Genomic DNA, 12,238 nt, shown 5'->3' with positions numbered 1-12,238 from the left:
TCAGTTCAGAAACGGGGACCAGGCGGGCTCGCGCACGTCGCCCTGGGCCGCGGGAAGGCGGAACGAGGCACGACCGTCCGCGGAAACGCCCCCCAGCACCCCATTACCGCCCTGCTGGGTGGCGAAGATTACCATGGTGCCGTTGGGCGCGACACTGGGCGACTCCGCCTGGCGGGCGTCGCCGAGCTCGACCAGCCGGCCGCTCTCCAGATCCTGCTTGGCGACCCGATAGCCGTTGCCGCCGCGATGGATCAGGAAGATGGATTCGCCGTCCGGCGCGAAGCGCGCCCGGGCATTGTAGTTGCCGGTAAAGGTGATGCGCTCCGGCGAGCCGCCAAGCGACTGGCGATAGATCTGCGGGCCGCCGCTGCGGTCCGAGGTGTAGATCAGGCTGTTGCCGTCCGGTGACCAGGCCGGCTCGGTCTCGATGCTCTGGCTGTTGGTGACGCGCTGCAGGTTCTGCGAGGCGACGTCCATGACATAGATCTCCGGCTGGCCGTCGCGGGACAGCGCCATCGCCAGTCGGCGGCCGTCCGGCGACCAGGTCGGGGCGCTGTTGAGGCCCTCGAAGGAGGTCAGGCGCACTCGACGGCCGCTGGCGACTTCCTGCACGTAGATGCCCGGGCGGCCGGACTCGAACGACACATAGGCCAGCTTGCCGCCGTCCGGCGACCAGGCCGGCGACATGATCGGCTCGTCGGAGCTCAGCACCTGCCGGCTGTTGCGTCCGTCGGCGTCGGCGACGAACAGCTGATAGGCGGTCTCGTCGCCGACGCCCTGAGAGGTGACGTAGGCGATGCGCGTGGAGAAGGCACCGCGAATGCCGGTGATCTCCTCGAAGATCTTGTCGCTGATGCGGTGGGCGGCGGCACGCATCTGATCCTGGCCGGCGGTGATCACCTCGCCCAGCATCCGCGATTCGCCGCTGACGTTCATCAGCTCGTACTGGATCTCGACGCCGCCGCCGGTGCGGCTGACCCGGCCGACCACCAGATAGCGGGTGTCCAGGGCCTGCCAGTCACCGAAACTGACGTCGTCGCCGCGGGTCGGCCTGGCGAACATCGCCTCGCGCTCGAGGGGCGCGAAGTAGCCGCTGCGTTCCAGGTCGTCGGAGATGATCCGGGCCACGTCCTGGGGCAGGTTCTCGCCTTCGGCGAACGGCACCACGGCGATCGGCGTGGCCTGCTCGTTGCCCTGGGTGATGTCGATGGTCAGGTCGGCCTGGGCCAGCGACGTGCACAGCAGCAGCACGGCCGCCAGCCAGGTGGTCATCAAGGCTCTCATCAGCGTATGTCCCCCGGTCGGAATCTGAGATTGAACTCACGGTACTGGCGCTGCACCGAAGCGGGCAGCTCGCGCAGTTCGGCGAAGGGCGCGGCGGTTTCCACCGCGCTCAGCGCCGAACGGTCGAAGGCACTGTTGCCACTGCTACGACCGATGTTGGCGGCGAATAGCTCCCCGGAGGGCCCCAGGCGAACCGATATCTCGGCCGCGGCGCCGTCGGGGACGTTGGGCGGAATCGACCAGGCCTGCTCCACCGCCTGGCGCACCAGGTTGATGAAGCCGTTGGCCGCCTCCTCTGCCTGTTGGGCGTTGGCCACGGCCTCGGACTCGCCGGCGATGGCCTGGTCGAGGCTGTTCTGGGCGGCCTCGGCGGCGCGCTGGGCGGCGGCCTCACGCTCGCGCTGCTCCTCGGCTTCACGCTGGCGGCGGGCCTCTTCCTCGGCCTGGCGCTGGCGTTCGGCCTCCGCCTCGCGCTCACGCTGTTCCTCGGCCTGGCGCTGGCGTTCGGCCTCCGCCTCGCGCTCACGCTGTTCCTCGGCTTCGCGCTGACGACGGGCCTCTTCCTCGGCCTGGCGCTGGCGTTCGGCCTCCGCCTCGCGCTGTCGCTGTTCCTCGGCTTCGCGGCGTTGGCGCGCGGCCTCCTGCTGACGCTCCCGCTCGGCCGCCTGTTCGGCGGCTTCGCGCTCGCGGCGTTCGGCTTCGGCCGCCGCCTGTTCGGCGGCTTCGCGGGCCTGCTCCCGCTCGGCGGCCTGGGCCGCCTCCTGTTCCTGGCGCTGGGCTTGCTCTGCCTGTCGCTCCGCTTCGGCGGCGGCCTGACGTTCGGCTTCCGCCTGCTCGGCGGCCTCGGCCTCCTGACGCTCGCGTTCCGCCTTGGCCGCCGCCCGGGCCTGCTGCTGTGCCTGCTGGGCCTGATCGGTGGCGGTCTCGGCACGCACCAGGGTGGCATTGACGATGGCCTGGTTGGGCAGCTCCTGCTCGGCGCTCGGGAAGCGGATCACGCTGACCACCAGCAGCCCCAGATGCAGCCCGACGGCGAGAATCAATGGCAGACCGTAGCCGACATGGCGATGTTGTTTGGCCATGCGTCCTCCTCAGGCGTCCCCGGGCGGGGGCTCGGAGATCAGTCCGACGTTGGCCACGCCCGAGGTCTGCAGGGTGCTCATCAGGGTGACGATCTGGCCGTAGGCGACGTTGCGATCACCGCGGACCAGGACACGGGTGCCCGGCTCGCGCTCGAGCAGGATGCCGACCCGCTGGCCGAGCTGATCGAGATCGACGGCGGTCTCGTCGCCGCTCAGGCTGACGTAGATCTGGCCCTCGCTGTCCACCGAGACGACGATCGGATCGCGATCCTCGCTGTCCTCGATCGGCTCGGAGGTCACCTGGGGCAGGTCCACCTTGACGCCCTGGGTCAGCATCGGCGCGGTGATCATGAAGATCACCAGCAGCACCAGCATCACGTCGATGAAGGGCACGACGTTGATCTCGTTCATCGGCTTGCGCCGGCCCATGCGATTGAAGGGTCCGTGCATGGCGTGGCCCTCCTCAGCCCGCGGCGGATTCGCCGCGACCCTGCAGGTTGCGGTGCAGGATGGAATGGAATTCCTCGGCGAAGTCCTCGTACTTGCCCAGCAGTCGGCTGGATTCCGCCGACAGCCGGTTGTAGAAGATCACCGCGGGGATAGCCGCGAACAGGCCCATGGCGGTGGCGATCAGCGCCTCGGCGATCCATGGCGCCACGGTACCGAGTGTGGCCTGCTGAGCCATGGACAGCGACTGGAAGGAGCCCATGATGCCCCACACGGTGCCGAACAGCCCGATGTAGGGGCTGGACGAGGCCACGGTGGCCAGGAACACCAGATGCAGGTTGAGGCGGTCTTCCTCGCGGGACCAGGCGACGCGCATGCTGCGTTGCACGCCGTCGAGGATGGCCTGGGGGCTCTGGGTCTTCGGCATCAGGCGATTGAACTCGCGAAAGCCGGCGCGAAAGATGTGCTCGGCGCCCAGGGTCTCCTGCTCGGCGGGCGTCTCGCGATACAGCTCGTTGAGGTCGACCCCGGACCAGAAGCGGTCCTCGAACTCACGGTGGGCCTTGCGTGCACGGCGCATCACGAAGGTGCGCTGGAAGATCACCACCCAGGACAGCAGCGAGCCCAGCAGCAGCAGCAGCATCACCGCCTGGACCACGCCGCTGGCGTTCATGATCAGGTGGGGAATGGACATGGCGTCGTTCACGGGAATCCTCGTCTCGTCGAAGTCAGTCTTGGGAAGGTGTCGGCGCCGGGGCGCGGTCGTCCGGGGCCAGGCCGAAGTGCTGCCAGGCCTGGCGCGTCACCACCCGGCCGCGGGCGGTGCGCATCATCAGCCCCTGCTGGATCAGGTAGGGCTCGATGACGTCCTCGATGGTGTCGCGCTCCTCGCCGATGGCCGCGGCCAGGGAGTCGACGCCCACCGGGCCGCCGTCGAACTTCTCGATCATCGCCAGCAACAGGCGGCGGTCCATGTGGTCCAGACCGTGATGATCGACGTGGAGCATGTTGAGCGCCTGGTCGGCAATCTCGGCGTCGATGCGCCCGCCGCCGCGGACCTCGGCGTAGTCGCGCACGCGGCGCAGCAGGCGGTTGGCGATGCGCGGGGTGCCGCGGGAACGGCGCGCCACTTCCCGGGCGCCGGCGTCGTCGGCGGTCACGCCCAGCAGTCGCGCCGAGCGGGCGACGATCTCGCTAAGCTCCTCGATGGAGTAGAACTCCAGGCGCTGGACGATGCCGAAGCGGTCGCGCAGCGGCGAGGTCAGCAGGCCCGCCCGGGTGGTGGCACCGACCAGGGTGAAGGGCGGCAGGTCGAGCTTGATCGAGCGCGCCGCGGGCCCCTCGCCGATCACGATGTCGAGCTGGAAATCCTCCATGGCGGGATAGAGGATCTCTTCCACCACCGCCGACAGGCGATGGATCTCGTCGATGAACAGCACGTCGCCGGGCTGCAGGTTGGTGAGCATGGCGGCGAGATCGCCGGCCCGCTCGAGCACCGGGCCGGAGGTCGACTTCAGGCCGACGCCCATCTCGGTGGCGATGATGTTGGCGAGCGTGGTCTTGCCGAGCCCCGGCGGACCGAACACCAGGGTGTGGTCGAGGCTCTCGTCGCGACCGCGGGCGGCGTGGATGAAGATCTCCAGCTGCTCGCGGACCCGCGGCTGGCCGATGTAGTCGCCGAGCTGCTTGGGGCGGATGGCGTGATCGAGATGGCCCTCGCCCTCGCGGTTCTCGGCGGCGATCAGGCGGTCAGTTTCCAGCATGGGGGCCCTCCGCCGGCATTGGGATGAAAGGCTGCGAATCGCGCATGGTCATCAGCCTGCCATGCGACGCGCGAGCGCCGCCTTGATGATCGCCTCGGTGCTGCCCTCTTCCTCGAGGCCGGCGAGCATCCGCGCGGCCTCGGCGGGCTTGTAGCCGAGGCTGACCAGCGCCGCCTCGGCCTCGGCCAGCGGCTCCTGGCGCGGCTCGGGGGCGCCGCCGGTCGACGGCGCCGCGCCGTCCACGGGCGCCTCGGCCTCCCAGTGCGGGAAGCGGTCGCGCATCTCGACGATCAGCCGCTCGGCGGTCTTCTTGCCGACGCCGGGCAGGCGCGTCAGCGACTTGACGTCGTCGTCCATCACGCAGCGGATGAAGGCGTCCTCGTCCATGCCGGAGAGGATGGCCAGGGCCAGCTTGGGGCCGACGCCGTTGACCTTGATCAGGGCGCGGAACAGCGAACGCTCCTGCTCGCGGGCGAAGCCGTAGAGTAGATGGGCGTCGTCGCGCACAGTGAGATGGGTATGCAGCACCACGTCCTCGCCGACCCCGGGCAATGCCACCAGGGTGGTCATGGACGCTTCCAGCTCGTAGCCGACCCCGGCCACGTCCAGCAGCAGCCAGGGAGGCTGCTTGTCGACCAGGGTGCCTCGCAAGCGTCCGATCATGATATGTCACTGTCCTTGATGATGAATCCGCAGCGCGTCGCGCTCACTATACTGGTCCCCCCCGGGCCATGCCAGCCCGTGGAACGCTGTTCGACAACCGCTTCGGCGTCGCCGTCAGGCGACATCACTCGGGGCGAAAGTCGCGCCAGGACGCGCTCTTTCCGCGCCCTCGCCCGCCGCCGCCGTAGCTGCCCCGGCGGATCAGCCCGAGCCGGGCATAGGCGTGGGTCAGGGCGATGGCCAGGGCGTCGGCCGCATCGGCCTGGGGCGTGCCGGAGAGGCCCAGGATGGCGGTCACCATGTGCTGCACCTGGGCCTTGTCGGCCGCCCCGCCGCCGGTGACCGCCTGCTTGATCTGGCGCGGGCCGTACTCGCTCACCGGCAGGCCGTGATTGGCCGCGCAGACGATGGCGGTGCCCCGCGCCTGCCCGAGCTTGAGCGCCGAGTCGGCGTTCTTCGACATGAACACCTGCTCGATGGCGAACTCGCCGGGGCCGTGCAGGCCGATCACCTCGCTGACCCCGGCATAGACCTGAGCCAGGCGCTGGGCCAGGTCGTCGCCGCGAGTGCGGATGCAGCCGCTGGTCACGTACTTCGGCCTGGGCTCGGTGACGTCCAGCACGCCGTAACCGGTGATACGGGATCCCGGATCGATGCCCAGGATCAGCATGGGCGCTCTCTCGTCGTGAAATGATCAGTCATCATGCAGCTCTTCCAGGCTCTCATCCGAGCCGGGTCGAGAGCGCATTGGTGTGCCGTCTCAATCATGCAGTTCATCGAGAATGGCATTATCGAAGTCGGCATTGGTGTAAACATTCTGCACATCGTCCAGGTCCTCGAGCCGGTCGACCAGCCCGACGATGCGCCGGCCGAGCTCGGCGTCGTCGATGTGGGTGTAATTGTCGGGATACAGCCCCACGTCGCTGGCCTCGGGCGCGATGCCCGCCTCGACCAGGGCGTCCTTGACCGCGCCGAAGGTGTCGGGGGTGGTGACGACCTCCAGGCGACCGTCCTCGAGGGTCTCGATGTCCTCTGGCTCGGCGGCCAGGGTCGCCTCCATGGCCGTCTCCTCGTCGACGCCTTCCCGCAGCGTCAGTCGCCCCTGCCTGTGGAACATGAAGGCCACCGAGCCGGAGGTGCCGAGGTTGCCGCCCTGCTTGCCGAAGGCGTGTCGCACCTCGGAGACAGTTCGATTGCGGTTATCGGTCATGGCCTCGACCATCACCGCCACGCCTTCGGGGCCGTAGCCCTCGTAGACCACCTCCTCCATGGCATCGCCGTCGGTATTGCCGGCGCCGCGATCCACCGCCCGCTGCACGGTGTCCTTGGGCATGTTACTGCCGAGCGCCTTGTCCATGGCGGCGCGCAGGCGCGGGTTGTCCTCGGGATCGCCGCCGCCCTGTCGCGCGGCCACGGTCAGCTCGCGGATCAGCTTGTTGAAGATCTTGCCGCGCTTGGCGTCCTGAGCCGCCTTGCGATGCTTGATATTGGACCATTTGCTATGGCCGGCCATATTCCCTCCTTCGTGTCTCGTCGGTGAGTCAGGAAACCGGATTGAATCATCGGCCAGATGAGCCCTCCCGACGACCAGCCTTCACGAGGACGCGGTAAACCCTTCCCTGGGCGCTTCTTTTGACATCCTTGTCAAAAGAACCTCGCTTCGGCTGGTCCTCGGTGCTCAGGTCGAATGCTGAAGCTTTATTACCCCCAGAAACGACACCGGCGCCACAAGGGGCGCCGGTGCGATCACGGGAGACTCGCCGATTATTCGGCGGCGCCTTCCGCCTTGGCCTTCTGGCGCAGGCGAATGTTGAGCTCCTTGAGCTGCTCGCCGCTGACCTCGCCCGGGGCGTCGGTCATCAGGCAGGCCGCGCTCTGGGTCTTCGGGAAGGCGATCACCTCACGGATGGTGCGGGCGCCGCTCATCAGCATCACCAGGCGATCGAGGCCGAAGGCCAGGCCACCGTGGGGCGGCGCGCCGTACTGCAGGGCGTCGAGCAGGAAGCCGAACTTCTCGCGGGCCTCTTCCTCGCCGATGCCGAGCAGCTCGAGCACGCTCTGCTGCATGGCCTGATCGTGGATACGGATCGAGCCGCCACCCAGCTCGGTGCCGTTGAGCACCATGTCGTAGGCGCGGGACAGCGCCTCGGCCGGGTTGTTCTTGAGCGTTTCCACGTCGCAGGACGGTGCGGTGAACGGGTGGTGCAGCGCCTGCAGGCGGGCGTTGCCGTCGGCCTCGAACATCGGGAAGTCGACCACCCACAGCGGCGACCACTCGGCGGTGTAGAGCTCGAGGTCCTCACCCAGCTTGACGCGCAGCGCGCCCAGCGCCTCGTTGACGATGTTGGTCTTGTCCGCGCCGAAGAAGATGATGTCGCCGTCCTCGGCGCCGACGCGGTCCAGCAGCTGCTCGACCACGCCTTCCATGAACTTGACGATCGGCGACTGCAGGCCCTCAAGGCCCTTCGCGCGCTCGTTGACCTTGATCCAGGCCAGGCCGCGGGCGCCGTAGATGCCGACGAACTTGGTGTACTCGTCGATTTCCTTGCGCGTCAGGGTCGCGCCGCCCTTGACCTTGAGCGCGGCCACGCGACCGTCATCGGCGTTGGCCGGGCCGGAGAAGACCTTGAAGTCCACGTCCTTCATCAGGTCGTCGACGTCGGTCAGCTCGAGCGGGATACGCAGGTCCGGCTTGTCGGAACCGAAGCGCTGCATGGCCTCGGCGTAGGGCATGCGCGGGAATGCCGGCAGCTCGACGTCCAGCACGTCCTTGAACAGGTTGCGCACCATGTTCTCGGTGATCGACATGATGTCTTCCTCCTCGACGAAGGAAGCCTCAAGATCGATCTGGGTGAACTCGGGCTGGCGGTCGGCGCGCAGGTCCTCGTCACGGAAGCACTTGGCGATCTGGTAGTAGCGATCGAAGCCGGACACCATCAGCAGCTGCTTGAACAGCTGCGGCGACTGCGGCAGCGCGAAGAAGCTGCCCGGATGGGTGCGGCTCGGCACCAGATAGTCGCGGGCGCCTTCCGGCGTGGCGCGGGTCAGGATCGGCGTCTCGATGTCGAGGAAGCCCTGCCCCTCGAGGTAGGCGCGCACGCTGTGGGAGATGCGCGAACGCAGGCGCAGCTTGTCGATCATCTCCGGACGACGCAGGTCGATGTAGCGATGCTTGAGGCGCACCTCCTCGCCGACCTTGCCGTGCTCGTCGAGCTGGAACGGCGGCGTGGCGGCGGTGTTGAGCACCTCCACGTCCTTGGCCAGCACCTCGATCAGGCCGGTGGGCATGTTGGGGTTCTGGGTGCCCTCGGGGCGCAGACGCACGCGGCCGCTGATGCGCAGCACGTATTCGCTGCGGGCGCGGTCGGCATTGGCGAAGGCCTCGGCGGTGTCGGGGTCGACCACGACCTGGGCGATACCGTCCCGGTCGCGCATGTCGAGGAAGATGACCCCGCCATGGTCACGGCGGCGATGAACCCAGCCGCACAGGGTGACCGTCTGATCCACCATGGTCTCGTTCAGCTGGCCGCTATAATGGCTGCGCATGTCGTATCCTGTTCTGTTGCGTGAAATGGTGTAGGGAGGCGACGACCGCGGTCAGGCCGCCGACCCGGACGTCTCGCCGCCGCCGGCCAGGTTCTTCTTGCTGCCGGACTTGAAGTCGGTCTCGTACCAGCCGCTGCCCGCCAGGCGGAAACCCGCCGCGGAGACCAGGCGGTCGAGCTCGGCCTGTTCGCAGGCCGGGCAGTCGGTCAGCGGCGCGGCGCTGATCTTCTGCAGCTTCTCCAGGCGGTGGCCACAGGCCTTGCACTCGTATTCGTAGATGGGCATGGTTCGATATCTCCCGGTAACGACGTCCCAGAGGGCGATGCGGACCGAGCGGGCCCGCGACACGTTCTGCGATATAGGGTCGGGCGGCGAAGATTCCAACACTGGCCTGCCCTGAAAGCCCGACATTATAGCCTGCCGTCAGGCCCCAGGCCCAGCCCCGCGGTGACGTCTCTAACGACAAGGAAGACCGCCATGCATGCCGTGATTCTCGACGCCGCCAGCCTCGGCGACGATATCGACCTGACGCCGATCCGCGAGCGGGTGTCCCGCCTCGACGTCCATGCCTTCACCGAGCGCGACGAGGCCGTCGCCCGGCTCGCCGGCGCCCAGGTGGCCATCGTCAACAAGGTGGTGCTCGACGCCGACGCCCTGGCCGCCCTGCCCGACCTCAGGCTGATCTGCGTGCTGGCCACCGGCACCAACAACATCGCCATGGACGAAGCCGAGCGCCGCGGCATCGTGGTGCGCAACGTCTCCGCCTACGGCACGGCCAGCGTGGCGCAGCACACGATGATGCAGCTGCTGGCCCTGGCCGGCCGTCTGCGCCGTTACCAGCGCGACGTGGCCGAGGGCCGTTGGGGAGACAGCCCCTTCTTCTGCCTGATGGATCACACCACCCTGCAGCTCGAGGGCAAGCGTCTGGTCATCGTCGGCCAGGGCGAGCTCGGCACCCGGGTCGGCGAGCTCGCCGGCGCCTTCGGCATGGAGGTCATCTTCGCCGCGCGCCCCGGGGCCGAGCAGGATGCCCGCCCCACCCTCGACGAGCTCGCTCCCACCGCCGATGCCATCAGCCTGCACTGCCCGCTCACCGAGGCCAGCCGACACCTGGTCGACGCCGACTTGCTGGCGACGCTCAAGCCGTCGGCACTGCTGGTCAACTGTGCCCGTGGCGGGATGATCGACGAGATCGCGTCGCTCGAGGCCCTGCGCGAGGGACGGCTCGGCGGGCTCGCCGTCGACGTGCTGCCCGAGGAGCCCCCGCGTGACGGTCATCCGCTGATCGATGCCCTGAGCGAGCCGCTCAACCTGATCGTGACGCCCCACAGCGCCTGGATCAGCCCCGAGGCCCGCCAGCGCATCGTCGCGCTCACCGCGGACAACCTCACTCGCCCCCTCCGCGACTGAAGACTCTCACACCGTCGGGCCCTGCCTGGCGGTTTAAGCAAGAAGATAACGGTATAAATGTGGTATTGGGCCTCGTCCCGGCTTGCGAAGGTCGCTCTGGCCCCCGATACTCTCGCCGGTATCGTTTCCCCAAGCCCCTTCATCCGGACGACGGCATGCTGCACAACTTCGGGTCGATCAATCTCGACCATATCTATCGCGTTCCCCACCTGGTCACGCCCGGCGAAACCCTCACCAGCCACGGCTACCGCGTCGGGCTCGGCGGCAAGGGCGCCAACCAGTCGCTGGCCATGGCCCGTGCCGGCGGTCAGGTGCGCCACTGGGGCCGCCTGGGCCGGCAGGACGCCTGGGCACGCGACCTGCTCGAGGCCTCCGGGGTCGGCGTCGACAGCGTCGAACTGGTGGATGAGCCCAGCGGCCACGCCATCATCCAGGTCGACGATGCCGGCGAGAACGCCATCCTGCTGTTCCCCGGCGCCAACCATGGCTTCACCGAGGCGGCGCTGGATGCGCGACTGGCCGAGGCCAGGCCCGGCGACTGGCTGCTGGCCCAAAACGAATGCATCGCCCTGCCCTATCTGTTCGAGGCGGCGCGCGAGCGCGGGCTGCATATCGCCTTCAACCCGGCGCCGATGACCGCCGACGCCGCCGAGCTGCCGCTGGAGGCCTGCCGGCTGCTGTTCGTCAATCGCAGCGAGGCGGAGATGCTCACCGGCCTGCCCGCCGGCAGCGCCGCCTCTGCCCTGCTCGATGCCCTGGCCAGCCGCCTGCCGTCCACCGAGACCGTGCTGACCCTGGGCGGCGACGGCGCCTGGTATCAGGTCGGCGAGACGCGCCACTTCCAGCCGCCGATGCCGGTCACCCCGGTCGACACCACCGCCGCCGGCGACACCTTCATCGGCTACTATCTGGCGGCGCTGCAGGACGGCGAAGGGCCCGAGGCCTGCCTGGAACGGGCCGCCGCCGCCGCCGCCCTGGGCGTGCAGCGCTCCGGCGCGGCCGAGAGCATTCCCGAGGCCGCCGAGGTGGCCCGGTGGCAGCGCCAGACTCAGACCCCGAACACTCCCTGAACCCGACCGCCGAGGACGCCATGTCTGAACCGATCATCTTCGATACCGATCCGGGCGTCGACGACGCCCAGGCCATCGCCATCGCCCTGCGCCATCCCGACATCGAGCTGCTGGGCATGACCACCACCTTCGGCAACGTCGACGTGGAGACCGCCACCCACAACGCGCTGCTGCTGTCCGAGCTGGCCGGCCAGCGCATCCCGGTGGCCCAGGGCGCGGCGGTGCCGATGGTCAAGCCGCGCCACCCGGCACCGGCACACATCCACGGCGCCAACGGCCTCGGCGACATCGACCTGCCGGCGGTGACCGGTCAGGCCGACGCCCGCAACGCGGCGCAGTTCATCGTCGATACCGTCAACGCCCGCCCCGGCGAGGTGTCGCTGGTGGCCGTGGGGCCGCTCGGCAACCTGGCCGCGGCGCTGCAGATCGACCCGAGCATCACCGAGCGGGTCAAGCGCGTGGTGGTGATGGGCGGCTCGATCAGGGAAGGCGGCAACGTCACCCCGGTGGCCGAGGCCAACATCTTCAACGACCCGCACGCCGCCCAGCGGGTGCTGACCGCCGGCTGGCCGCTGACCCTGGTCGGCCTCGACGTCACCCATCGCTGCGTCCTGGCGCCGCAGCACATGGAACGCATCGCCGCCGGCCAGGGCACGCTGGGCGAGGTGCTGGCCGGCAGCTACGCCTTCTACCGCGAGTTCTACCAGGGCGCGCTGGGCATCGACGGCTGCTGCCCGCACGACAGCCTGGCCCTGGCCTGGCTGGTGCGTCCGGAGCTGTTCACCGTCGCCAGCGGCCATCTCAACGTGGCCACCGAAGGCCCGGCGGAGGGGCAGACCCTGTTCGCGTCCGAGGGCCGCGAGTTCATCGCCCCGCGCTGGTCGCAGACGCCGCTGGCCGACGTCTGCCTGGGGGTCGACGGCGAAGCCGTGGTCGAGTGGATCACCGAGACCCTCGCCTGATTCGCGGGCAT

General features: G+C 68.9%; 13 protein-coding genes. 3 read left to right on the top strand and 10 right to left on the bottom strand.

The window, feature by feature from the left end:
* From tolB to FIU88_RS08665, 10 genes are all read right to left on the bottom strand, one after another.
* The gene (gene tolB / locus FIU88_RS08710) at window positions 1-1,284 is read right to left on the bottom strand and encodes a Tol-Pal system beta propeller repeat protein TolB (RefSeq protein WP_026068410.1); all 1,284 of its coding nucleotides are present in this window, start codon (window positions 1,282-1,284) and stop codon (window positions 1-3) included.
* Entirely contained in the window at window positions 1,284-2,366 is a 1,083-nt protein-coding gene (tolA, locus tag FIU88_RS08705) for a cell envelope integrity protein TolA (protein ID WP_152478934.1), read from the bottom strand. Before tolA ends, tolB begins: the two co-directional genes overlap by 1 nt.
* A gap of 9 nt (window positions 2,367-2,375) precedes the next feature.
* Window positions 2,376-2,816, bottom strand: coding sequence for a protein TolR (gene tolR / locus FIU88_RS08700; protein ID WP_152478933.1), 441 nt, complete (start codon window positions 2,814-2,816; stop codon window positions 2,376-2,378).
* A gap of 13 nt (window positions 2,817-2,829) precedes the next feature.
* Window positions 2,830-3,519: a protein TolQ gene (gene tolQ / locus FIU88_RS08695; protein ID WP_016854890.1), complete on the bottom strand. Its 690-nt coding sequence runs from the start codon at window positions 3,517-3,519 to the stop codon at window positions 2,830-2,832.
* A gap of 22 nt (window positions 3,520-3,541) precedes the next feature.
* Window positions 3,542-4,576, bottom strand: coding sequence for a Holliday junction branch migration DNA helicase RuvB (ruvB, locus tag FIU88_RS08690; protein ID WP_016854889.1), 1,035 nt, complete (start codon window positions 4,574-4,576; stop codon window positions 3,542-3,544).
* Between the two features lie 51 nt (window positions 4,577-4,627).
* Window positions 4,628-5,239: a Holliday junction branch migration protein RuvA gene (gene ruvA, locus FIU88_RS08685; protein ID WP_152478932.1), complete on the bottom strand. Its 612-nt coding sequence runs from the start codon at window positions 5,237-5,239 to the stop codon at window positions 4,628-4,630.
* Between the two features lie 124 nt (window positions 5,240-5,363).
* The gene (gene ruvC / locus FIU88_RS08680) at window positions 5,364-5,909 is read right to left on the bottom strand and encodes a crossover junction endodeoxyribonuclease RuvC (protein WP_152478931.1); all 546 of its coding nucleotides are present in this window, start codon (window positions 5,907-5,909) and stop codon (window positions 5,364-5,366) included.
* Between the two features lie 90 nt (window positions 5,910-5,999).
* Window positions 6,000-6,752, bottom strand: coding sequence for a YebC/PmpR family DNA-binding transcriptional regulator (locus FIU88_RS08675; protein WP_152478930.1), 753 nt, complete (start codon window positions 6,750-6,752; stop codon window positions 6,000-6,002).
* A gap of 251 nt (window positions 6,753-7,003) precedes the next feature.
* Window positions 7,004-8,785 (bottom strand): aspartate--tRNA ligase, encoded by a 1,782-nt coding sequence (gene aspS, locus FIU88_RS08670; RefSeq protein WP_152478929.1) that lies wholly within the window; start codon window positions 8,783-8,785, stop codon window positions 7,004-7,006.
* Between the two features lie 51 nt (window positions 8,786-8,836).
* Window positions 8,837-9,070, bottom strand: a complete 234-nt coding sequence (locus FIU88_RS08665; RefSeq protein ID WP_016854884.1) for an FmdB family zinc ribbon protein — start codon at window positions 9,068-9,070, stop codon at window positions 8,837-8,839.
* Between the two features lie 192 nt (window positions 9,071-9,262).
* Between FIU88_RS08665 and FIU88_RS08660 the strand changes: the two genes are divergently transcribed.
* The 3 genes from FIU88_RS08660 (at window position 9,263) to FIU88_RS08650 (ending at window position 12,227) form a co-directional block, all read left to right on the top strand.
* Window positions 9,263-10,195 carry a D-2-hydroxyacid dehydrogenase gene (locus FIU88_RS08660; protein ID WP_152478928.1) on the top strand — a complete coding sequence of 311 codons (933 nt, stop codon included), beginning with the start codon at window positions 9,263-9,265 and terminating at the stop codon, window positions 10,193-10,195.
* A 155-nt stretch (window positions 10,196-10,350) separates the two neighbouring features.
* The gene (locus FIU88_RS08655; RefSeq protein WP_152478927.1) at window positions 10,351-11,265 is read left to right on the top strand and encodes a ribokinase; all 915 of its coding nucleotides are present in this window, start codon (window positions 10,351-10,353) and stop codon (window positions 11,263-11,265) included.
* 20 nt (window positions 11,266-11,285) lie between these two features.
* The gene (locus tag FIU88_RS08650; RefSeq protein ID WP_152478926.1) at window positions 11,286-12,227 is read left to right on the top strand and encodes a nucleoside hydrolase; all 942 of its coding nucleotides are present in this window, start codon (window positions 11,286-11,288) and stop codon (window positions 12,225-12,227) included.
* Window positions 12,228-12,238: the final 11 nt, after the last annotated feature.

Source organism: Halomonas sp. THAF12 (genome assembly GCF_009363675.1).
In the GTDB taxonomy this organism is placed as follows: domain Bacteria; phylum Pseudomonadota; class Gammaproteobacteria; order Pseudomonadales; family Halomonadaceae; genus Halomonas; species Halomonas smyrnensis.
The sequence above is the reverse complement of the archived record's forward strand: the minus strand, read 5'-3'. Positions and strand labels throughout refer to the sequence as shown.